Raw genomic sequence first — 21,802 nt, forward strand, 5'->3', positions numbered from 1 at the left:
CGGCAACACGAGGAGAGGCTCCTGCCCCCGTGCGGGAGCCTCTCCTCATGCCGGGGTCAGCAGACCTTCACGTACCAGACCGGGTGCCAGTTGCCGTGCGCGTCGTACGAGCCGTTGCCCACCTGGGCCGGTGGCGTCGAGTAGACGAGGTGTTTGCTCTTGTTGTACATCCTGGCCACGGTGCCCTCGGACTGGTTGTTCCACCACGAGCCGCCGCTGTTCCAGCCGTTCGGGATCTCCCAGTAGATGTTGCAGCTGGAGTGCTGCCACACCGTGCCCTCGTAGTTCGCCTTCGGCCAGCCGCAGAAGTTGAGGTAATTGCAGTCGGCCGCGCTCGTCGGATGCGTGGTGGTGCGCAGGTCGCGGGCGTATTTCTCGCCCGGTACGGCGACGAGCACGAAGCCGCCCCGCACATCGACCCTGTTGGCCGAGACCTGCTTGCCGCCCGTCTGGGCGACGTAGCGGTCCACGTCCTTCTGGAGCGCGACGGACTGCGCGCCGGTCAGCCCGGCGTGCTCCGCCTGCGCCGCGTAGCGGCCGCCCTCGGCCGCGGTGGCGTGCGCCGCCCCGAGCCCCGCGGTGAGCGCGAGCGCCATGCACGCGGGTACGGCGAGCAGGCTTTTCGTTCTGATGTGGTGGGTGGTCACGGTGTTTCCTCCCCCTCGTAAGTCGCGGGCATGTCCATGCCCGCGAGCCCGAGTCTGGCGGCCGGGCGGCGGCGTGGATTGTAGGAAAGCGACCGATTTCCCGCCTCGGTTCCGGCCCGTACGGACGTACGGTGAAGCGGATGTCATAGGCACGCGCCGGGTGGGGGAGCCGTGGCCGCGATACAGCAACTGGTCCGCAGCGCACCGGCCGCCGCCGAGCTGCGCGGATCCGTCCTGGGCTACCGCGGCTTCCACTTCGGGGTCCGCGGCCCGCGCCGCCGGCTCGTGGTGCCCGACGGCGTGGTGAAGGTGATGCTCGGCTTCGGCGCCCCGCTCGACATGGTCGACGCGGTCGAACCGCGCGCCGTGACCACGGCCACCTCCCTCGTCAACGGCCTGCGCACCACCGCGACCATCGGTGTGCACCGCGGACTGCTGCACGGCGTCACGGTCCTGCTGTCCCCTCCGGCGGCCTACCGCCTCTTCGCCGTCCCCATGGCCGAGTGGGCCCACCTCACGCTCGACCCCGGCGACCTCCTCGGTCACGGCCTCGGACACCTCACCGAACGGCTCGCCGAATGCCCCGACTGGCCCACCCGCTTCGCCCTGCTCGACCACGCCCTGGCCACCCGGCTGCGCACCGGCCCGCAATGCCTCCCCGAAGTGGCCTGGGCCTGGCGCGAGTTACGGCGCACGGACGGCCGGATCCGCATCGACGACCTCGCCGCCGGTACGGGCTGGAGCCGCCGCCACCTCGAACGCCGCTTCCGCGAACAGCTCGGCCCCACGCCCAAGGGCGCCGCACAGGTGCTGCGCCTCCAGGCGGCTCTGCGGTTGAAGCGGTCGGGCATGTCCTGGACGCGGGCGGCGACGGGGGCGGGCTTCCATGACCAGGCCCACTTCTCGCATACGTTCGGCACGATGATCGGCTGCACGCCGGGTCGTTTTCACGACGGCCGCGCGTCGGGGACGCCGGATGATCCGCTGGACTTTCTTCCGGAGCAGGTCACGAGCATTTTGCTGGCGCGCTGAGGGGTGTGCCTTCTGCTGGGTGCGGGTTCGTTGCCGGGTGCGGCTTGTCGACGCCTGCGGCGGGCGTCCTCAAGCGCCGGCCGGGCTGGTTTTGGCTGGCCTTCGTTGTCGGGTGCGGGGCCGTGCCGCTCCGGGGGTGGGGGCACCTCCCAGCGGTAGCTGGGGGAGGGACTGCTTCGCTTTACGTCCCGCACTCCCCCTGCGCGTCCCGCCCCCTCCCGCCACCCCCAGCCCGGCCGGGCGATCCGTCGAGGAGACCGCGGCACCCGGCCTGTTCCTCAGCGGACTGGCCAGGGGCAGGGCAGGCGAGCCCGACCCGATCGTGCTGAGGACGCTCTCGCGCGTGCTGCGGATGAACCGGCCGTCGAACTGGCCCGCCGTGGCAAGCCTTTCTCCGAGATCGCGTTCGCGGTGGGCTACGCCGACCAGGCCCACCTCAGCAGGGAGGTGAAGGCGCTGGCAGGCGTGCCGTTGAGCGAGTTCAGACCGGCGCGCTGAACAGATCGACCGGATTCCCGTCGGGGTCCAGGAGAATGCCGAGGCCGAGGTCACGGTAGAAGGCCAGTGAGCGCGCCATGTCGGCGACGACCAGCTCGAAAACTTCGATGCGAATACCCATGCCGGAAACGTAGGCGGGGCCGGTGCGCGGCTTCTTGAACGAATCGGACACGCTCCGGGACCAGTCGCATCAGAGCGGGTTGAGGCGGGCCTTGAGCAGGCAGAACTCATTGCCTTCGGGGTCGGCCAGGACATGCCACTGCTCTTCCCCCGTCTGGCCGATGTCGGCCGGGCGCGCACCGAGCCCCAGAAGGCGTTCGAGCTCGGCGTCCTGATCGCGGTCGGTGGCGTTGACATCGATGTGCAGCCGGGTTTTCCCCGGCTCCGGCTCATCCCTGCGACTGAGGATGATCGTCGGCTGCGGACCACCGAACCCTTCGCGCGGCCCGATCTCCACCATCTCGGCGCCCTCGCGGTCGAGCACGACGAAGTCCAGAACCTCGCACCAGAACCGCGCCAGCACCTCGGGGTCGCGACAACCGAGTACGAGTTCACTGATACGATATGCCATGACGAAACCTGCTCTCAGCCTGGGAACTGCCGTGACCGTACCGGACGAGACGGGAACGGGCGAGATAATTTCAGGGGCGACCCTGTCCGGGCAGCAGGGCAAGGCTGGTGCCCGACGGCGCGGTGAAGGTGATGCTCGGCTTCGGCGCGGCGACCTCCTCGGCCACGCCCTGGCCGCCCGGCTGCGCAGCGGCCCGCGATGTCTCCCCGAAGTGGCCTGGGCATGGGGCGAGTTACGGCCCGCCACCGGAACCGGCCCGCTGTTCGGCGGCGCCGGTTCCGGCGGGCGATCACGGGGCGCCGACCGGGCGGGCCCGGTTACTTGCCGCCAGTGCCTTCGCGGCCGGAGAGGTTCTCCAGGAATTCGTGAGTCTTGTCCTCGCCGGGGAAGAGAACCTGGATGCCGAGGGGCAGGGGTGAGCCCGGGTCGATGGTCTTTTTCGAGTCGGAGTTCCGGAGTTTCACCGTGCCCTTGTCCCCGCGCTCGACCACCTCAAAGGCGAATGTCCGCGCCCAGTCCGGATCCACCGTGGTGTTCGGCGGCACCTGGAACATGACCGTCCATGTGGTGATCCTGGTTCGCTTGGCTCGCACGGTCAGAGTGAAGGAATAGATCTGCGGATCCTTGTCCCATACCTTCTTCCAGTGGCTCCCGAATTTCTGGTCGACCTTCAGGTTCGGGTCGGTGGCGGTGAAGCGCACCGTCGCAGGCGCGGAAACTTCGGATCCCCGGCGGGCGACGGCCTGAACGGTGTGCGCGCGTTCGGCCCAGTCCTCGATCGGGGTGTACGTCCATGCGGTCCCGCTCAACCGGGGGGTGTCGAGCTCGCTGCCTCCCTCGGAGAGAGTGACTGCGTCGACCCCTTCGGCCACCGTGCCCCGGATGACCTGCCGCAGGTCGACCGTCGCACCGTCCAGCGGCGCCGTGATCACCGGAGGTGCGAGCGCGGCGAGCGAGAAGCGCACGGTCGCGGGAAGGGAATCCCTCTTTCCCTTATGGGCCACCGCGAGGATGGTGTGGTTGCCCACGGACCAGTTTTTGGTCGGGGTGTACGTCCAGCTGCTTCCTTGCAATACCGCGGAGCCGAGCGGAATCCGGGATCCGCTGACCTCCTCGAACAGCTCGACCTTGTCCACCCCTTCGGCCACCGTCCCCCGGATGACCTGACGCGGCGTGCCCGGCGCCTTGTCCCGCGGTTCCGTGATCACCGGTGGGGCGACAACCGGGATCTTGTCGACCATTCCCGCCGCATTCAACACCTCCAAGTCACCCACAGGCAGCGGTGTATCGCTCAGCCTGCGCGATGTGCCGATGGACTCTTTGGTGGCCGGCTTGCTCTTGGTCGATGCCGTGAGGTCCAGGACGTTCGCGTTGCCCTTGGAGTCGATGGCGTAGAAATTGCCGCTCTCATCGAAGAACACGGCGGAATACGACTTCCGGCCACCGCTGGAGCTCTGTTCCGCGGGCGGGAAGACCGCCCTCTTCAGTACGACCTTGGCCGGGGACCGGGAGAAGTCCATGTGGAGCAGGTCGCCGTTGTCGCCCTCCACCGCGTACAGGCGGCCGTCGTTGGGGTGGTACGACCAGTCGTCCCAGCGTCCCGCACCAGCCGGATTGAGGGCGGTCGCCGCTTTGCTGCCCAGGTTGATCTCGTACGCGGGGTCGGCCGGGCCGGCGCAGACGATGAGCGTCGATCCGTCGGGCTTCACATCTCCGCAGAACCAGGTCCCCGTCACCCTCAACCCGGCTACGTGCTGTGCGCTGGGCGCGCCCCCCTCGGGATTGACGGTCACGAGATCCTGGCCGCTCATCGCGTACAGCTTGCCGTCCCGCTCGCCCATCGCGGCGTAATAGCCCTTGTACGCCGGGACCTTGTCGACCAGGGCGATATCCCAGTCGACCGGGTCGAACCGGTAGAGCCGTGTTTGCTGCCTGCCCACTGCGAGATATACGTACTTTCGAGCCATGTCGGTCCCCCTTTTTGGGCGCGGCGGAATGCCATCCGGGTGCAATGGTGGAATTCCGCGCGATACGCGAACGGTGCGAACCCACCCAAGTCTCCTCAGCCGTCTTCGGGTCACAAGAGGGGGAATTCGCCACGCGATCAGGGAGGCAGGATCATGTAAGTGCGCCGCGAGTGACGCCATAGGGGGCACATACGCACGGTCGGGAACCCGGGCCCGGCGCCGAGGGAAGCTGTTGACGGTCCGGTCGGTCCAGCGCTGCACTGCGGAAGCGTGGGAGCCCTGCCCGCCGCATGCCTGCTCACTGCCGATCGGCCCGATTTGGAGGCGGACGGCCAAGTCCTGGCGGAACTGCGCCTGTTGCCAGGAGACGATGTTCGGGGTACAGACACTCCAGATGCCACGAGCACCGCCGGCATGTGATGCCCCTTCGAACCTCAGTACCCCGCTACCACCGCCGTCGTCCTGGCCGTACTGCTGACCACACGCTCCGGCTGCATCGGTTCTCAGTCGAGCCGTTCGACCACTCACGACCGCACGTCTCATCGGGCACGCCCTAACCGAGAGGGCAGCTCAGCTCAGACTCCGCTCGATTCGGGGAGCACGTCACCAGGGCCAGCGACAGGAATATCGGCTGCCCCAGGTAGAACCCGTGGGACAGGTCACCGCCCCGCCCCAGCTGCTCGGCGGCCGAGGCGACGAGTAACGCCAACCGCGCCGGGTCCCTGTCCTGTTTGGATGTGATGGGCCGGGCCGGAACGCTCCGGGGTAACGCGGGGCTGCTTCGCTTTACGACCCGCGTCATCCCTCCACGTCCCGACCCCTCACGCCGGTGGACGGCATCGACCCCGGAGGGGGCCGAGCCATGGTGCGCGAGCCTAGCCAGATGAGGGCACTTTCCAGAGGGAGGTGGCCCGACGGTGAGCTACGACATCAGGCCGCCATCGGCAGGTCCATCGCGTGAACCTCTGCCAGGTAGGCAGCTTCCTCCTCGGTCGTAGCGATGACGGTGCCTCCAGCCCGTTCCACCATGGCGACACAGATGGGAAGAACGCCGTCCAGGAGACGCCACATGTAAGGGTGAACGCTCTCGGTCCGGACACTCAGCATCCGTCGAACGAGGCTGCTGAACGCGGACAAGTCGATGTCGTAGAGGTCCTCGCTCACCGCGTCGAGCCCCGTGGGCTGCTCCAGTACATCTGCTGTGGCTCGAAGCATCCCAATGTAGAGCTGCCCTACCCGATTTGTGGGGCTCCAGATGGTTTCATCTCCGAGTTCGAACATGTAGCTCATGACGGCCACCTTAGACGGATTTCGATGTTCGGGAATTCGGCCCGGAGTTCGCGTACCCGTTGCTCCACGGGGCCACGAAGGGCTGGGTTCACGCCTGACTCGGTGAAGGCGAGCCCGATCGGAGCGTCCTCGTATCCCTTGATGTATTGGCGTGCTTCGATGTAGCTGCGGAGCTTCTTCTCCACCTGCTTGTCGACCCACTTGTCGACATCATCGATGCGGGGGAAGGTCGCAGTCTTCTCCTCCCACAGGACGCCGTCCTGGATACGGTCGATGTCCGTGATGGTGCGACTGACGTCGGTGGGTACGTCGATATTGACCTCGCCGTCCCCTTCCTTCAAGTGGTACTTGCCGTCCGACCCCAGAAACGGTCGCTTCTTGTCGGTGAAGGTCACGTCGCATCCACCTGATTGAGCAGATGCAGTTACTGACCGAGACTTCGTCAGCCTCAGGCATGTGTCAGGCTTGGGGTCTGGCTTGGGCTGCGGCTCCTTCTTCGCAGCGTCGATGACCTTACGGAGCCGTTCCACGGTCCGTTTGCCCCAAGAGGCCTTCTGGAAGAACTGCCCGATACGGCTGCCGATTATCACAACAGCCTTGCTCACGGGGCCAATCTTCATGATGACGGCTGCCCAGCCGGCGACGCTGATCACGGCCCAGATGCAGCTCTCGAAGTCGCCCTTCGCAAGACAGCGCCTGACATCATTTACGCCAACTACCTCAAGCAGGACGTTGGCTCCGTTGGCCTTGATCCAGTCGATGATGTCGGCATCCATGGCGGCGCGGGCTGCGCGGAAGTCGTCTACGCAAGTTTGGCCACAGGCCTTGAGCAGAATTGCCTCGTCGTCAGCAGTCGGTGGCGCACCCGAGTCCCCAGTGGTGCCGCGGTTCCCGGCATCCATCGCGGCTTTACGTGCAGCTTCTTCCCGGGCACGCTCCTCTGCCTCTGCACGGGAGGCCGCTTCATCAGCCTCCTTCGCATCGTTACGAGCGTTCGCGGCTGCTGTCTCCGCTGCCGTGGCATTGCGGTCCGCACGGCCGGCCACCTCACCTGCTGAGATGGCGTCCTTGTCCGCGCTGTCCGCAGCCTTCCTGGCGCTGCCGGCGTCCTTCTCGGCGTCGGTGGCGCTGCGGCGTGCTGCGGCGGCATCGGCTTCTGCGCCACCTGCGGCTGCGTCAGCGGTCAGAGCGTCTGTTCTGGCCTGCACGTCGTAGTTCTGGGTGTTGGTGTCGGCTTTCTGTGCCGCTGTTGCGGCGTCGGCGGCCTGGGCGGCGTAGGTCCGGGCATCTGTGAGGGACTGTGCTGCCTTCCCGGCGTCCTCAGCCGCGTTCGCTATTGCCTCGGCCGCGACCTTGGCGTCTTTGTCGGCCTTGGCGGCGAGCTCTCTCGCTTCCTTGGCGGCGCGTGCCGCCTCGTCCGCCTTGGCCTTGGCTGCTGCGGCTTGCTGCTGGGAGAGGGTTTTGGAGGTCTGTCCGATGAGAACGGCCAGACCTGCCGAACTGTCGAATTCCCGGTACGGACTGCCGAGACCGATGGCTATGTTGGCCGGCTTGATCACTTCGGCGGCGGAGTCGCGGGCGGCCGCTGCGGCTGACGCGGTCGCATAGGCATGGCCAGTCGCTTCGGCGCTGGATGCCTGGGCTTTGCCTGCCTCGGCGCGTGAGGCGGTGGCTTCCTTACGGGCGGTGCCGGCGGCTTCCGCTGCTTTCTTGGCCAGCTTCTCAGCTTCTCGGACGTTGCCCGCCGCGTGTTCGGAAGCTTCGATGGCTTCGGCGGCCGCAGCGTGGGCGGTGAGTACGGCTGCGCCGGTCACAGCGGCATCCGCTGCCGCCCCGTCAGCCGCCGCACGGGCCCGCTTCGCCGAACCTCCGGCCTTGGTCGCGGCTTCGCGTGCCCCGATCGCGGCCGCGGAGGCATCATCAGCCGCCGAACGCGCCTTGGCGGATGCATCGGCGGCCTGTGCAGCCTCGGACTTGGCGTCGTCGGCAGCGCTTCTGGCATCCTTCGCATCTGCTGTTCCGTCAGCGGCTGCAGCGATGGCTTCCAAGGCCTTGGCCCGCGACGCGGTACTGTCCTTCCTCCGTTCTGCCGCGACCGCCGCGTCACGCGCCAGAGCAGCCCTGTTCTCGGCCTCCTCGGCGGCGTCGGACTTCTCGGACGCGGTCTTTCCCGCGGCTTGGGCACCGTTGAGTGCGGACGCTGCACGCTCCTTCTGTTCCTGTGCCCGCTTGTCGGCCTCAGCGGCCTTCGCCCGCTGGGCGTCCGCCTCCGAGCGGTACTTGGCAGCGTTCTTCTGTTCCTGCTCTGCGGTGACCCGCTTCTCCCGCGCGTCATCGGCTGCCTTGCGCGCCGTCTCCTCTGCAGCCTCTGCCCTGGCCTTGGCCGCCGTGGCCCTACCAGCCTGGGAGTGCGCGTCCTCGGCTTGCTTGGCAGCACCCTTGGCGGCGGCCTTGGCTTGAGCGGCTGCTTCAACGGCGGCCGCGCGGTGATACTCGGCTTGGAGTGCGTGAGTCTGGGTCTCGGCCAGTGCGGCGAGCGTCCTGGTGTCGCCGCCCGTTGCGCTCAAGGCATTCGAGGCGGTCTTGGCTGCTTTTGCAGCTGCTTCCGTCGCAGCCGCGGTCGCTTTGGCGACCTGAGCAGACTGCTGGGCGTAGGCGAGGCCGCGCCCCTGCGGGGCACCAGCGGCGTCGGCTATCTTTCCGGCCTCCGCCTGCGCGTCGTTCACCCTGCCGACCGCTGCTTTTGCCGCTCCGGCGGCTTTCTCAGCGTTCGCAACACGGATGGAAGCGGCGACCTGCATGGCCGACATCCGCGCATCGACCGAGGCCCAAAGATTTTTATCCTTAGGCCCTGTGCTGGGATCGCTCTTCTTTCTCTCTAGCCAGAATTTCTTCCAAGTGAGAAGCGCGTCCATCATCCACGCGTCGCCGACTAGCGTGACCATCTCGTCAGTAGCGGTTTGCAGGCTCTTGGTTGCTTCGGCTTCTGCTGATACGATACTGGCCCGATATGGGGCCTGCGCTGAGAGTTCGGCTTTCCATTCTCCCAGGGCTCTTTCGATCACCGAATCGAAGGTTGTCTTGTCCGGGTCCAGCGGGTTTTTGTGGTCACACTGTGCCCAGCGGGCTTTGAGAGATTCAACCTCGGTGCGAAATTCCACCGACCCTTCCGCGGGCGGCGATTTGAGGTACCCGCCATATTCGATGAACCGGCGGTGGTCGTCTGCGCTCTCAGGAGCGAACCACTGCGCCTTCTGCTGCCCGTCGCTATCGAACGACTTGATGATATCCCCGACGAGTTTCTTTGCCTCCCGAGTCGGCTGCGGCGTCGGATTGTACGCAGGAACTTGAATGCCTATGGGGTCGTTGAGGTAGCGGGCTATCGCCTCGCCAAACTCCGGCGGGTGGAAGAGATCCTCCTCTCCCCAATAATCCATTGCGAAGGGATGGATGCTCCGCTCCCACGCGTCACGCCTGTCGCGCCAACTGCGCGTCAGAGCAGCCTGAGAGTCGCTATCCCGCTGAGCTGCCTCGCCTACTGGGCCAAGGCCAAAATGACTCTTATGCACCGCATCGTGCAGGTCATCGTCGGGACCGTCCCAAACCTTTTGGGCCGCCAGCTTGGCTTCGGGGCCTCTGGCGTTCGAAACGATCCCGAGCAGGCACCGGTCCTCTCGCGCTTGGGTTCCCAGGAGCGATCTTCCAAACCACGCATCGTCATTGTTTCCGTCATGACGGGGGCTTTGGGCGCTTACCAGGGCAGCAGGGGCGGCTTGGGCAGTGACTGTCAGCGTCAGTGACGCTACTGTTGCGAGCGTCAGCCACTGTAAGGAAGAAGACAGGGCTCTCCTCGGTCTCACCATGCTGGCTGAGCGTTTCTTTCGTCTCTTCCGTAGTTCACGCATGAGTGTCCCTCCAAGACGTTTGCGGAGTGATTTCAGACCCACCTGAAGGTCTAATTAGAGTCAGGTGGCGGCCTGTTCCAGTGTTTCGGCGATACGCGCCGCTTGGGTGCAGGGCTGTTCGCCGGGGATTCCGGAAGTCTCTGTGGGGGGAATGTTGCGAAACGTTGACCACTTGAGCTTTTTTGCGATCTGCATGACTGCTCAGTTCGCCGGAGCCATGCTCTTCTTGGCGAGTTGGTAAGCGGGCAGCATGCGCTCGTGCTCGGCGGTATCAAGGCCCCCGAGATACAGAACGACCACTCCTTGTGGTGTTTTCACGGCAAGGGCTCGTTCTCGCTTGGCTTCGGTCAGGCCTGGAGCGTCGTTGAGGTAGGTAACTTCGGTGGCGGGGAGAGTGCCGGCTTTGGTTTCCCTGTACTCGGGTTCCTTGGCTCGTGGCTCTGCAGCCACGAAGGATTCCAGGGCCTTACGGGCGTCCATCGCGGAAGAGGTGTCGCTCCATACGCGCATGAACCCGACGCTCCCGGCCGGCTTTGCGTCGATCTCACACACGAGCTGGACCGGCCCTTGCCGCACCGGTCCGCCTGACGCTGGACTGGAGTCCACCGAGTTCGGCTTCCAGGACTGAGCAAGACGGAACGTCACTGGGAGTTGACACGGAGATCCCTTCCCGCCGAGAGCCTCTTGCCCGTCGGCGGTTCCTGACCTGTCGCCCCAGAGGTCGCCGGATGCTCCGGCCTTGGAGGGTGCGGTCGGCTTCGAGGCCTCTGATGAGGATGTGCATCCGCTCAGTGCACCGAATGCGAATGCAACGCATACCGCAGCCCACGCTGCACCCCGAGCCCTCATGCCCCACCCCTAGAGCCGATGATCGAACAAGCTGCGCAAAATTAACGTCACAGGCTGGTGATGGTCAAGTATTTACCTACAGTAATTGATCAAGGAAAAGGCCGAATGTGGCATTGCAGCGGACTATTTGCTGGCCAGTCTCCCGGCGTCACTTTTGCGAGTTGCACACATGTGACCGCGATCTGCACAGCAGTAATCTGGCCATCGATGTGTCAAAAACTGCCACCTTGCGCACTTGTTGCTCACCTGGGTCACCGATCTCTGGCGGGCGGTCCGCGCGCTGCGGCCGTCCTTGGGTCCGCCTGGGAGCGTTCGGTGGCGAGAAAGAGCGGGTCTGAGACCGAGCCGGTACCAGATGGGAGATGCCGACGGTTGCCTGTCCTCCGCGCATGCTGCGGGCAACGCCCAGCCACGCGCGAGGTCGTAAGCACTACGGATATGACTCGGGAGGACGGCCAGGATTCGGCCCGGAGACGGGAGTTGCTCGCGAACGTGGTCGCGGCCGCCGCGGTGCGTTCAGACGGCGTACTTCTCGTGCGGGACGCCACGTTCCCACACTGACTCGAATGCCGAGGAACAGAGTTGAACCACAGCTGGGTTGTCGGTGATCTCGAACCGGGGATCGGCCCAGTCCCCGTCACCAGTGAAGATGTTGAACCGAACGAGACGGTCGTCGAACAGCCAGAAGTCGGCTCCGGGGAGCGCTACGTCGAGCGCCTTCCGTCGGGGCAGCCACCGGACCTGCTCACCTGCGGCGAGGTTCACCGAGGTTGTGGCGTGTTCGTACCTGATGTACTCGCTCACCGGCTCCGAGACGATGCGCGCCCGGCGCATGACCACACCCCGGGCGATGGTCTCGCGTACCAGCGGTACCCAGCCGGACCAGCCCTCGGACTCCGGGTCGAGATCCACCTCGCCGGTGCGCTTCCACTGCTCGAACTCCTCGGCCTCGCCGGCGACGCCGTAGCTGTCACGCATCTCCAGATGGACTGCCGTCCTGTGCGCGCTCCTGAGCAGCGTCGGGAAGTCCGGCACGTTCTGCGGCATTGCTCGCCTTCCTCAGTATCTCTAGCGGTCAGGAGGGGACCGGCGTCCAGCTGCTTGCGCTCGATTGCGTGACTATGGGCTCGGCGAGACTGGCAAGCGTCAGCCCCGGCCGGGTGCCCGAGCCGGGGCTGACGTGGTGCTGCCGGGGATCCGCGTACGGCCGGAAGGCTCCGGCCTTTATGCCTGCTATGAACTCGGCCCATGCTCTGGCGTGGACCAGTAGGGCGGGACCGTGCGGTGTCTTGGAGTCGCGGACAGGGACGAGGCTGGTGTGACCGTCGGCTATCTCGATGCATTCGCCCGAGTTGCCGCTGTACGTACTCTTCCGCCAGCGGGCGTCGCGAAGGTCGTGGGCCAGCATTCTTGCTACCTCTCAAGTGTTGTTTGCGTTACAGCTCTTGCTTGACCCGGTTGATCAGGTCGAGGCTGTCGGCAGGACTCAAGGCGGTTGATCGCAACGAGTCGAATGTGAGCGTGTACGCGCTCGTGTCCTCCGGGGTCTCCATGTAGAGAGTTCCCGTCCTGTGCTCCAGGCACACGATGTCGGAGAACGCCGGGGTGGGGAAGCTGAACAGCACGAAGGTGCCCAGGACTCCGGCGTGAGCGCCGGCGCTGAACGGCAGCACCTGTACGTCGATGTTGGGGCGCTCCGAGACTTCTTCCAGGTGCTGGAGCTGCGCCGCCATAATGCTCCGGCCACCCACCTGGGCTCGTAGAGCCGCCTCCCCTTGGATCACGCACACGCGCGGTGGGGCGTCACGGTCGAGGATTCTCTGTCGGCGCATGCGTACTTGAACCAGCTCAGTGATGCGTTCATTTGAGAGCATGCTTGGCGCTGCCTTGAGAAGAGCCCGCGCGTAGTCGGAGGTCTGCAGGAGACCGGAGACAACCATCGGTTCGAACGAGCGGATGTAGTCGGCGGTCTCTTCGTAGTCGATGTAGTCCACGTATGACGGGAGCCTGAGGCCGAGCTGCTTCGTCCAGCCTCGTTCGTTGCTCCGTCGGGCGAGATTGACCACTTCTTCCGCGTACTCCGGATCGTCGACGCCGTAGAAGCGGAGCAGATCCCGCACTTCGCCGAGGGAGATGCCGAGTCGCGCGTTCTCGACCCGGCTGATCTTCGAACGATGGCACCCGATGCGCTCGGCGGCATCCTCCGGTGACTTGCCCGCCTCTTCTCTCAGTTTGACGAGCACTGTGGCCAGACGGCGACGACGCACAGTCGGGCGTGGTTCGGACACGTCTCAACCCCCTTCACCTGCACGGAAGTCCAGACAGGCTACAGGGGGCAAAAGACCTTGGAACATGTTCCGTGCGATTGGGTTGCGCGACGCGCTGCATGCGGTAGATGCTACGGAGAGTGGTCCGCTCGATCGCTTTCGGTGATCTTGGCGGGCTTGCCACTGGGCACCCCTGTGCCCAAATTCCTGCCGTATGCAGGAGCAAGAGACCCCGGCAGCCGTGCGACCGGCCCCGGGGCGTGGCCAACCTGAAGGGACAGGTCAACATGGCGAACTTTATCTCCTACTTGCTCGAACGGGTGAGGGTGTGGTTTGCGCCGCGCACCCCTGGCCGCGGCACCTGCGCCTGCCGTGCCGTCCATGTGGCGAACGCGCCCGAGCCGCCCCTCGCTGATACACCTACCGGCATCGACGACAACCCCCATTTCATCTGGATCACTGCCCACGGAATCGACTTCCGCCCCCGGCAGCCGCGCCGCGCGGACGTGAGTCGATGACGGCCGCCGAGGGAACCGAACGCGCACCGAAAATCGGCTCGTTGGTCGTCGACGTCCGACGGAACCGCATCGGTGAAGTGATGGCCACCACCGGTGGGCGGTTGGCGTTGCGGCCACCCGCCGGTGGGCGGGAGTGGGAGGCGTTCCCCTGCGACGTCCGTCCGGCCATCGCCAGTGACGAGCTGCGGGCGAAGGTGACCGAGGTCAACGACCGGAGCAGGCGAGAGCGGGGCATGGCATGAGCGAGGCGAGCGTCGAACCCCGAACCGAGATCCCGCCCCCTCGTCGGTGTCAGGAGTGCCGGGACATCAAGCGCAAGAGGGCGCAAGCGCTTGCGGACGGCGACCGTCCGGCGGCGGCGAGAATGACCGAGGCCATGGGCGTCCACATCTGGGAGGCGCATGCGTGACGGAAGTCTGACCTGCCATCGATGAACCCTCCGGGGCGTGGCCATACGCGCCGCGCCCCGATCAGCCTCGCCACCACCGCCGCCGCCCCATGCGCCGAAGGCGCACGCGCACGCGCCCAGTAGGAGCGCTCTTCCGACTCGCATCGCGCACGCCCGGTCGCCAGTGGCCATCCGGCGACACCACGGGGGACCGCCGCTCCGCCTGCGCCTGGATCTCCAAGTAGGACTCATGGGAGGTCGCCCGATACGCCTCCTCCCAAGCCGCCAGCGCCGCCGTGACGCCCGTGCCCGCCGTGCCCCGGCGCCGCACGTGGAGCGCCAGCCACGCAAAGCCGCACAGGACCGCGGCCAGGCCGCCGAAGATTGCCAGGGGCGGCAGTAAATCGTCCATGTCTGCGAGGCTACGTGCGTCCTCCTGTCAGGGCACCCCTCGGCCAACGGGGAAAAACCGCCGCTGCGCGGACCCCGCCCTTGCTCCCGTGCTACCCGTCGGTAAATGATCAAGCGGCCGCCCCCACGACAGGAGTCCCCATGACGGAGCCGGCTGCGCCCACCGCGCCCAGCAGACGCCGCTTCCTCACCTACCTCATCGCCGCCCCGACGCTCGCCGTGGCCACTGCTCAGGCGCCTGCCCAGGCGGCCATTGCCGACATCGTCGACCTCGGCGACATCCTGATCCTGGCCGGGGCGCCCACCGCGCACATGCTCGTGCTGACCGTCGGCGAGGACGGGGGCGTGACCTTCCGGCTGCCGAGGGAAGAGGTCGGGCAGGGGCTGACGACGGCGGTTGCGATGCTGGTGGCCGAGGAGCTGGACATGCCGCTCGGGCGGGTGCGGGTCCAACTGGAGGATGCGCGGCCTGAGTTGATGTTCAGTCAGTTCACGGGCAGTTCCAACTCCGTCCGCTCGCTCTACGACCCCGTCCGGCAGACCGCGGCCGCCGCACGCTCGCGGCTCGTACGGGCCGCCGCCCGCCAGTGGGGCCTCGCGGCGGGGGCGCTCACGACCCGGGACGGGGCCGTGCACGCGCCGGACGGCCGTACCGCGCCGTACGGCACGCTCGCGGTCGCGGCCGCCGCGCGCGACCTCGGGGCGCTGACCGCCACGCCCAAGCCGGAGTCCGCGCACACGCTCGTCGGCACGCCGGCCTCGCGCATCGACGCCCGCGCGATGGTCACGGGCAAGCAGCAGTACACCCTGGACCTGGACATCCCCGGCGCGAAGCCGTGCATGGTGCGCCGTCCGCCGACCGTGGGCGGCACGGTGAAGGCCGTACGGAACGAGGCCGCCGTACGGGCCATGCCCGGGGTCCTCGGCACCTACGTGATCCCCACGGGCGTGGCCGTCGTCGCCGAGACGTTCGGGCAGGCGCTCGACGCGAAGAACGTGCTCGACGTGAGCTGGGGGCCGGGCACCGTCGACGGCCTCTCCGACGACGACGTGCGCGCCCGGCTCCGCGACGCGGCGGCCCCGCTGGTCGAACTGCCGCCGCTGACCGCGCACCTGGACGCGGAGTTCGACTTCGCGTTCGTCAGCCACGCGCCGATGGAGACTAACTCCGCGGTCGCGGACGTCCGGCCGGACCGGGCCACGATCTGGTCCGGACTGAAGGCGCCGATCATCGCCCAGCAGACCATCGCCAAGGAACTCGGCCTGCCCGTCGACAAGGTCACCGTCCATGTGGTGCAGGCGGGCGGCTCGTTCGGGCGGCGGCTGTTCTTCGACGCGGCGCTGGAGGCGGCGCAGGTGTCGAAGGCGGCCGGGCGGCCCGTACGGCTGATGTGGTCCCGCATCGACGACATGCGGCACGGCCGGATGCGGCCCGCCACCCACCACCGGCTGCGGGCCACGTACGCGCTCGGCAGGGTGCTGAGCTTCGAGCACCGGGTGGCCGCGGTGGAGACCGACTTCCGGCACGGGCTCGGCGAGATCCTCACCGCGACCGCGGCGCGGCTGCCCGGGAGCATCGGCAACGCGACGTTCGCGCAGACGCTCTTCCATACGACGGTGAAGTCGCCGTACGGCTTCGGCCTCACCACCCAGCACCTGACGGAGGTGCCGCTGCGGATGCCCACCGCCTCCTGGCGGTCCGTGTACTCGGCGAACACCCGCGGCGCCGAGGAGATCGTCGTCGACGAACTCGCGGAGCGGCTCGGGCAGGACCCGGTCGCCTTCCGGCGCGCGTCCCTCAAGAGCCCCGCCCAGCGGGCCGTCCTCGACAGGGCGGCGCGCGAGGGCGACTGGGGGCGGCCGATGCCCGCCGGGCACGCGCAGGGGATCGGCTTCCACGAGGAGTACAAGTCCCGTACGGCTTGCCTGGTCGAGATCGACGCGACCGACCCCCGGCGCCCCCGGGTCACCAAGGCGGTGATCGTGGCCGACGTCGGGAGGGCGGTCAACCCGCGGGGGCTGGAGGCGCAGCTGCTGGGCGGGCTGACGGACGCGATCTCGACGACCCTGCGGGCGGGGCTGCACCTCGACAAGGGGCTGCCGCTGGAGGGCAGCTACTCGCAGTTCCACTACGCGCGGCAGCGGGACGTGCCGACGGATGTGCGGGTGTTCGTGATGCCGGCGTCCGGAGAGCCGGGCGGGGCGGGGGAGTTGGGGGTGCCCGCGGCGGTGGGGGCGATCGCGAACGCGTACGCCCGTGCCACGGGTACGCGCCCGCGGCGCTTTCCGGTCAACTTCGACGTGGACTTCACCCCCTTCCCCCGCTGAGCCCCCACAGGAGCCCCCATGCCCACCCACCGTTTCACCGTCAACGGCCAGGCCGTCACCGTGGACGCCCCCGACGACCTGCCCCTCCTCTGGGCGCTGCGCGATCACCTGGGGATCCGCGGGCCCAAGTACGGCTGCGGCATCGACGTCTGCAAGGCGTGCACCAGCCACCTGGACGGCGAGGCCGTACGGCCCTGCGTCGTGCCCGTCTCCACCGTCGAGGGCCGCGAGGTCACCACCATCGAGGGCCTGGCCGACGGCGAGCGCCTGCACCCGGTCCAGGAGGCGTGGCTGGAGCAGGACGTCGCCCAGTGCGGCTACTGCCAGCCCGGCCAGATCATGGCGGCGGTCGCCCTGCTGAAGCGCACCAAGAACCCCACGGACGCCGACCTCGACGAGATCGCCAACGTCTGCCGCTGCGGCACGTACTTCCGCATCCGCGAGGCGATCCGGAGCGCGGCGGAGAAGATGGGGTGACCGCGATCCGGTCGTAACGGGGCAAGGCCGAAAGCCGACCGTCAAATTTCGCGCATCATTGATCAACCCCCACCCCACCGGTTGCATGTGCCACGACCGCACATGTTCCGGAAGGTATGAGGGGGAACAACCTTGCCCAAATCCAGAGCGCGTTCAGGAAGACCTGCCGCGAAGAGCGGCATAGCTGGGGCGGCGGCGCTGATGGGTGCTGCCGCCCTTGTCGTGTCCGTGGTGCCGGGGCAGGCCGTCGCCGCGGGTGGCGCGGCGGCCGCCGAGGTGATTCCGGGGAAGGGAACCTCCACCCCCTCCCTGGTCGACGGCATCCGCGAAGGCGTGCGGGCGAGCGGCAGCGCGGCCGACGCCGCGCGCGAGCACCTCGCCGACAAGCAGGACCGCTATCACATCGCCGCCCCGGGGCGCGATCTGCGGCCCGTGCAGACCGTGGGATCGGGGCGGGACGAGATCGTCCGGCTCCAGCAGAAGTACCAAGGGGTGGACGTCCTCGGCGGGCAGTACGTCGTACGGATGGAGAAGAAGGACGGCAAGCGCGTCGTCACCGGCACCTCCGGGAAGTACTTCACCGGCCTGAAGGCCGACACCAAGGCCGAGGTCGGCGAGGAGCTCGCGGTGCGCAGGGCCGTCGAGGCGACCCTGCGCGACCTCGGCGGCAAGCGGGTCGGCAAGCCCGGGGCGGCGCCCTCGCTGACCGGCGCCGCGCACGGCCTGGTGGTCGTGCCCAAGGGCCCCGGCGTCCTCACGCACCACATCACCGTGCGCGGCACCGACCCGGCCGACGGCAAGCCCGTGCTGCGCGAGGTCTACATCGACGCCAAGTCCGGCTTCCCGGTGCTGCAGTACAGCGGCATCAAGACGTTCGGAGCCGACATCAAGGGCAAGGCCCTCGCCGAGGCCTCCGCGAAGTCCGCCGTGGGCAGGAGCCCCGGCAAGGCCGACGGCGTCAGCCCCGGCATCGCGGGCTCCGGCGTGAAGTACGACGGCACCACCGTCGAACTCGGCCTGTTCAAGGACACCGCCCGCAACGAGTACGTCATGACCGACTACTCCCGGATGTGGGACTCCACCCAGAACCTGATCTCCACCTGGGACGCGCGCGGCAAGGACGTCAGCGAGACGTCCGGCGGCTGGCCCTCCGGCATCAAGGAGTTCGGCTCGCCCGGCCCGAACTTCGGCAAGGACGCCACCGAGGCCGGCGCCGTCGACGCCCACTGGGCGGCGGGCAAGGTCTACGACTACTACAAGAAGGTCCACGGCCGGAACAGCCTGGACGGCCGCGGCATGGCCATCAACTCCCTGGTCGGCGTCACCGACAGGGGCAAGGCGTACATCAACGCCTTCTGGGACGGCACCAAGATGGTGTACGGCGGGGGCGACGACGAGTACAAGACCCTCTCCGCCGACCTCGACGTGGTCGGCCACGAGATGACGCACGGCGTCGTCGAGAACTCCGCCAACCTCGTCTACGCGGGCCAGTCCGGCGCCCTCAACGAGGCGCTCGCCGACTACTTCGGCAACGCCATCGCCGTGGACGCCGCCGGCATCTCCATGGACGACCCCGACGCGGGCCTGCTCGGCGGGAACCTCTGTCGCAAGAAGTCGCCGCGCGAGTGCGCGTTCCGCGACCTCAACGACGGCAAGACGACCTCCAAGAACTTCCTGGGCGTCGGCTTCGGCACCGACAACGGCGGAGTGCACCTGAACTCCACCATCTTCTCGGGCGCGCTGTGGAACATCCGCCAGGACCTCGGCCGCACCCTGGCCGACAAGATCGCCTACAAGGCGCTCACCGAGTACATGACCCCGCTCGACGGCTTCACCGAGGGCCGCGACGCGGTGATCGCCGCCGCGAAGGCGCTCGGCGTCTCAGCGAAGGAACTGGGCACCGTCACGCGCTCGTTCAACGCCCACGGCATCGTCCCCAACTGGGAGCAGGCCCTCGGCGTCGACACCGACCTGCTCTCCGGCAAGGTCAACACCGCGGGCACCGGGGTGGGCGCGGGCGGCGGCTGGTGGGCCGCGTCGCGCTCCAACGACGACGGCTCCGAGCCGTACTCGGTCTGGGCGGGCCGCACCGACGGCACCGGCGAGAAGAAGCTGATCAGCCCCAACGACGGGCGCTACCACGCCTACCCGGCCACGGACGGCAAAACGGTGGCCTGGGTGGCGGTCGGCAAGAACGGCATGGACGTGCTGTCCCGGCCGCTCGCGGGCGGCCCGGTCAAGAAGCTCTACACCAGCGCCGGGATCAACGCGGTGCGCGTCGAGGGCGACACCGTGGTCGTCGAGGAGCAGATCGCCCTCGGTGACCGCCACGTCGGCTATCTGCGGACCGGTGACAAGACCCCGACCTGGGTGGACGACCGGCGCGCCGGGACCGACACGGCCACGGCGTCGATCAGCGGCGGCCGGATCGCCTACGCGAGGATCGCTCCCGAAGGCGGCGGCTTCCGCTCCACCACCGAGGTGCTTGACCTGAAGACCGGCAGGAAGACGGTGATGGGCCAGGTCGACACGCCGTCGGCCATCGGGCAGACCGGCATCAACGGCAAGAACGTCTTCTGGCTGGCGTACGACTTCGACGCCCAGGGCAAGGGCTCGTCCGCGGTGCGCCGCGCGAACTTCGACGGGACGGGCGTGACCGACATCAACAAGTCGAAGGGGGACCAGACGTACTTCCCCCTCGACCTGACGGCCTCGGAGAGCGCCGTGACGGTCACCTCCCTGCCGCCGGAGAGCGCCGTGAAGAACGAGGCGCTGCCGAAGCTCTTCCAGTTCGCGACGGACGGTTCGACCGACCCCACGCGGGCCCGGGTCTCCTGCAACCGCGGTGAGCAGTCGTCGGCCGCGGCGGCCGGGGGCAGGCAGGTGGTGTGGCTCGACGGCACCACCGGCTACGCCGACCTGGTCACCCGCACCCGCCCGGCGGGCTCCTGCGGCTGACCTGTGAGTTGAGGCAATGAACCGGGCCCCCGGCGCCGATGTGCGGGGGGCCCGGCGTCTTTTCCGGTGTGCCTCAGCCGTCGGCGAGCGCCTGGAGGCGGCTGTAGGCGCCGTTGAAGCGGTTGTGGTCACCGACGGTCGGGCCCGTGTCGGTGTACTGCCAGAAGGTGTGGAAGCCCCACCCCGCCGGGAGCTCGCCGACGGAGGAGCCGTAGCGCGGTGCCCAGAGCGGGTTGGCGGAGCCGAAGCCGCCGTAGTTGCCGGTGCACTGCTTCCACCAGCCCGTCGCGGTGTAGATCACCGCGTCCCGGCCGGTGCGCGCCCGGTACGTACGGAGGAAGTCCGCGATCCAGTCGGTCAGCGCGCCCGCGCCCATGCCGTAACAGACCGAGCCGTAGGGGTTGTACTCGATGTCGAGCACCCCCGGCAGCGTCCTGCCGTCACCGGACCAGCCGCCGCCGTGCGTGGCGAAGTATGTCGCCTGGTCGGCGCCGCTGGAGTTGTCGGGCAGGGCGAAGTGGTACGCGCCGCGGATCATTCCGGCGCCGTAGGAGCCGTTGTACTGCTGGGCGAAGTACGGGTTGGTGTAGCTCGTGCCCTCGGTGGCCTTGACGTACGCGAAGCGGTTGCCGCTGTTCCAGAGGGTGGACCAGGAGACGTTGCCGTTGTGGCTGCTGACGTCGACGCCCTCGACGGAGGCGGTGAGCGAGGGGGGCGGCATGACGCCCGTGGGGTGCTCGTGGCCGCGGACGGTGGAGCCGAGCCAGTCCCGCTCGGGGTGGGTGGGCCGCTTGCCGCTCGCCGTGGGGGAGGCGTGCGCGGTGCCGGGCAGGGCGACGATCAGGGCCAACAAGGCGACAAGTAAGGACAGGAGGGGCACGCGGGCGCCGACGGCCGTGGGGGGCTCGCGGCGGGCCGCAGCTGGTCTGAGCGCGGGCATGGCGGACTCCGGGGGAGACAGGGTGGGGGGAGACGCGACATTGGTGTGACCATGTCATACCCAAAATATCGAGCACGGACGCGTCGGGTATGGGGGGACGCGGTGCTGTTGTTGGTCCGATCCTGCGAAATACTGGTGGAGCTGCGGCTATGTGCCGTGGCCGACGTTGATTTTCAGCAGCCGGAAAAGCCGGAGAGGGCCCTGACGTGCACCAGACGACTCCCCCGCGTCCCGAGGACAGCAGCGGTGTGGACCAGGCGTACCTCGCGCTGGAGCGGGAGCTGGCCGTCTTCCTCCGCCGCGCCCGCGCCTCTTCCGGCGAGATGGCCCGCGCCGTCCACCCCGAACTGGAGGCGGCCGCCTACGGCCTCCTCGTCCGGCTGGAGGACGCGGGGGAGCAGCGCGCGACGGACCTCGCCGCGTACTTCGGCGTCGGCAAGGCGACCATGAGCCGGCAGCTGCGCGCCCTCGGCGACCTCGGCCTCGTCACCCGCACCCCCGACCCGGCGGACGGCCGCGCGTCCCTGGTCCGCATCACCGAGGAGGGCCGCGCGCGCTTCACGCGGGTGCGGGATGCTCGGCGGGCGCAGTACGTACGCAAGCTCGCGGACTGGGATCCGCTGGAGATCGCGGAACTGGCGCGCTTGCTTCGACAGCTGAATGTGAGCGCGGAAGGTTAGCCCCTGCTCCGGGGCTCCGCCCCGGACCCCGAAGCACGCTTCGCGCGCTGTCCTCAAACGCCGGACGGGCTGGAAA

The 21,802-nt window shown here is 68.0% G+C and carries 18 protein-coding genes; 7 read left to right on the forward strand and 11 right to left on the reverse strand.

Features of this window, described 5'->3' with window-relative positions; all coding sequences use genetic code 11:
• Window positions 1-56: 56 nt before the first annotated feature.
• A complete protein-coding gene (locus ABD269_RS30240; RefSeq protein WP_344123061.1) occupies window positions 57-647 on the reverse strand; it encodes a peptidase inhibitor family I36 protein in 591 nt (196 codons plus the stop codon).
• Window positions 648-818: 171 nt separating this feature from the next.
• Here ABD269_RS30240 and ABD269_RS30245 point away from each other — a divergent pair, with 171 nt between their 5' ends.
• Window positions 819-1,679, forward strand: coding sequence for a helix-turn-helix transcriptional regulator (locus ABD269_RS30245; protein ID WP_344123063.1), 861 nt, complete (start codon window positions 819-821; stop codon window positions 1,677-1,679).
• 481 nt (window positions 1,680-2,160) lie between these two features.
• Here ABD269_RS30245 and ABD269_RS30255 read toward each other — a convergent pair whose 3' ends face one another.
• From ABD269_RS30255 to ABD269_RS30295, 9 genes are all read right to left on the reverse strand, one after another.
• Window positions 2,161-2,349: a VOC family protein gene (locus tag ABD269_RS30255; protein ID WP_344123065.1), complete on the reverse strand. Its 189-nt coding sequence runs from the start codon at window positions 2,347-2,349 to the stop codon at window positions 2,161-2,163.
• A gap of 18 nt (window positions 2,350-2,367) precedes the next feature.
• A complete protein-coding gene (locus tag ABD269_RS30260; protein WP_344123067.1) occupies window positions 2,368-2,748 on the reverse strand; it encodes a VOC family protein in 381 nt (126 codons plus the stop codon).
• A gap of 317 nt (window positions 2,749-3,065) precedes the next feature.
• Entirely contained in the window at window positions 3,066-4,715 is a 1,650-nt protein-coding gene (locus tag ABD269_RS30265; RefSeq protein ID WP_344123069.1) for a DUF6923 family protein, read from the reverse strand.
• A 930-nt stretch (window positions 4,716-5,645) separates the two neighbouring features.
• On the reverse strand, window positions 5,646-6,005 hold the full coding sequence (locus tag ABD269_RS30270) for a DUF6086 family protein (RefSeq protein WP_344123071.1): 360 nt from the start codon (window positions 6,003-6,005) through the stop codon (window positions 5,646-5,648).
• The gene (locus tag ABD269_RS30275; RefSeq protein WP_344123073.1) at window positions 6,002-9,442 is read right to left on the reverse strand and encodes a hypothetical protein; all 3,441 of its coding nucleotides are present in this window, start codon (window positions 9,440-9,442) and stop codon (window positions 6,002-6,004) included. The genes ABD269_RS30270 and ABD269_RS30275 overlap by 4 nt, the downstream gene beginning before the upstream one ends.
• Before the next feature lie 669 nt (window positions 9,443-10,111).
• Entirely contained in the window at window positions 10,112-10,759 is a 648-nt protein-coding gene (locus tag ABD269_RS30280; RefSeq protein WP_344123075.1) for a lipoprotein, read from the reverse strand.
• A gap of 516 nt (window positions 10,760-11,275) precedes the next feature.
• Entirely contained in the window at window positions 11,276-11,806 is a 531-nt protein-coding gene (locus tag ABD269_RS30285; RefSeq protein ID WP_344123077.1) for a DUF6879 family protein, read from the reverse strand.
• A gap of 28 nt (window positions 11,807-11,834) precedes the next feature.
• Window positions 11,835-12,167: a DUF397 domain-containing protein gene (locus ABD269_RS30290; RefSeq protein WP_344123079.1), complete on the reverse strand. Its 333-nt coding sequence runs from the start codon at window positions 12,165-12,167 to the stop codon at window positions 11,835-11,837.
• 28 nt (window positions 12,168-12,195) lie between these two features.
• Window positions 12,196-13,047 (reverse strand): helix-turn-helix domain-containing protein, encoded by an 852-nt coding sequence (locus ABD269_RS30295; RefSeq protein WP_344123081.1) that lies wholly within the window; start codon window positions 13,045-13,047, stop codon window positions 12,196-12,198.
• Window positions 13,048-13,286: 239 nt separating this feature from the next.
• On the opposite strand from ABD269_RS30295, the gene ABD269_RS30300 reads away from it, so the two are divergent.
• From ABD269_RS30300 to ABD269_RS30320, 5 genes are all read left to right on the forward strand, one after another.
• Window positions 13,287-13,544: a hypothetical protein gene (locus ABD269_RS30300; protein ID WP_344123083.1), complete on the forward strand. Its 258-nt coding sequence runs from the start codon at window positions 13,287-13,289 to the stop codon at window positions 13,542-13,544.
• A 41-nt stretch (window positions 13,545-13,585) separates the two neighbouring features.
• On the forward strand, window positions 13,586-13,786 hold the full coding sequence (locus ABD269_RS30305) for a hypothetical protein (protein WP_344123085.1): 201 nt from the start codon (window positions 13,586-13,588) through the stop codon (window positions 13,784-13,786).
• A gap of 698 nt (window positions 13,787-14,484) precedes the next feature.
• On the forward strand, window positions 14,485-16,671 hold the full coding sequence (locus ABD269_RS30310) for a xanthine dehydrogenase family protein molybdopterin-binding subunit (protein ID WP_344123087.1): 2,187 nt from the start codon (window positions 14,485-14,487) through the stop codon (window positions 16,669-16,671).
• Between the two features lie 18 nt (window positions 16,672-16,689).
• Window positions 16,690-17,148 carry a (2Fe-2S)-binding protein gene (locus ABD269_RS30315; protein ID WP_301892328.1) on the forward strand — a complete coding sequence of 153 codons (459 nt, stop codon included), beginning with the start codon at window positions 16,690-16,692 and terminating at the stop codon, window positions 17,146-17,148.
• A gap of 201 nt (window positions 17,149-17,349) precedes the next feature.
• Entirely contained in the window at window positions 17,350-20,106 is a 2,757-nt protein-coding gene (locus tag ABD269_RS30320) for a M4 family metallopeptidase (RefSeq protein ID WP_344123090.1), read from the forward strand.
• A 73-nt stretch (window positions 20,107-20,179) separates the two neighbouring features.
• On the opposite strand, the gene ABD269_RS30325 is transcribed toward ABD269_RS30320, so the two are convergent.
• Window positions 20,180-21,046 carry a lysozyme gene (locus ABD269_RS30325; RefSeq protein WP_344123092.1) on the reverse strand — a complete coding sequence of 289 codons (867 nt, stop codon included), beginning with the start codon at window positions 21,044-21,046 and terminating at the stop codon, window positions 20,180-20,182.
• A gap of 206 nt (window positions 21,047-21,252) precedes the next feature.
• On the opposite strand from ABD269_RS30325, the gene ABD269_RS30330 reads away from it, so the two are divergent.
• Window positions 21,253-21,726: a MarR family winged helix-turn-helix transcriptional regulator gene (locus ABD269_RS30330; protein ID WP_301892325.1), complete on the forward strand. Its 474-nt coding sequence runs from the start codon at window positions 21,253-21,255 to the stop codon at window positions 21,724-21,726.
• Window positions 21,727-21,802: the final 76 nt, after the last annotated feature.

Origin of the sequence: Streptomyces blastmyceticus (assembly GCF_039521185.1) — a bacterium.
In the GTDB taxonomy this organism is placed as follows: Bacteria; Actinomycetota; Actinomycetes; order Streptomycetales; family Streptomycetaceae; genus Streptomyces; species Streptomyces blastmyceticus.

Bases quoted from the DNA above. Each gene is read 5' to 3' on its own strand.
- ABD269_RS30265 (WP_344123069.1), bottom strand. From the start codon at position 4,715: ATGGCTCGAAAGTACGTATATCTCGCAGTGGGCAGGCAGCAAACACGG.
- ABD269_RS30275 (WP_344123073.1), bottom strand. From the start codon at position 9,442: ATGGATTATTGGGGAGAGGAGGATCTCTTCCACCCGCCGGAGTTTGGC.
- ABD269_RS30310 (WP_344123087.1), top strand. From the start codon at position 14,485: ATGACGGAGCCGGCTGCGCCCACCGCGCCCAGCAGACGCCGCTTCCTC.
- ABD269_RS30320 (WP_344123090.1), top strand. From the start codon at position 17,350: ATGGGTGCTGCCGCCCTTGTCGTGTCCGTGGTGCCGGGGCAGGCCGTC.
- ABD269_RS30325 (WP_344123092.1), bottom strand. From the start codon at position 21,046: ATGCCCGCGCTCAGACCAGCTGCGGCCCGCCGCGAGCCCCCCACGGCC.
- ABD269_RS30290 (WP_344123079.1), bottom strand. From the start codon at position 12,167: ATGCTGGCCCACGACCTTCGCGACGCCCGCTGGCGGAAGAGTACGTAC.
- ABD269_RS30260 (WP_344123067.1), bottom strand. From the start codon at position 2,748: ATGGCATATCGTATCAGTGAACTCGTACTCGGTTGTCGCGACCCCGAG.
- ABD269_RS30315 (WP_301892328.1), top strand. From the start codon at position 16,690: ATGCCCACCCACCGTTTCACCGTCAACGGCCAGGCCGTCACCGTGGAC.
- ABD269_RS30285 (WP_344123077.1), bottom strand. From the start codon at position 11,806: ATGCCGCAGAACGTGCCGGACTTCCCGACGCTGCTCAGGAGCGCGCAC.
- ABD269_RS30280 (WP_344123075.1), bottom strand. From the start codon at position 10,759: ATGAGGGCTCGGGGTGCAGCGTGGGCTGCGGTATGCGTTGCATTCGCA.
- ABD269_RS30270 (WP_344123071.1), bottom strand. From the start codon at position 6,005: ATGAGCTACATGTTCGAACTCGGAGATGAAACCATCTGGAGCCCCACA.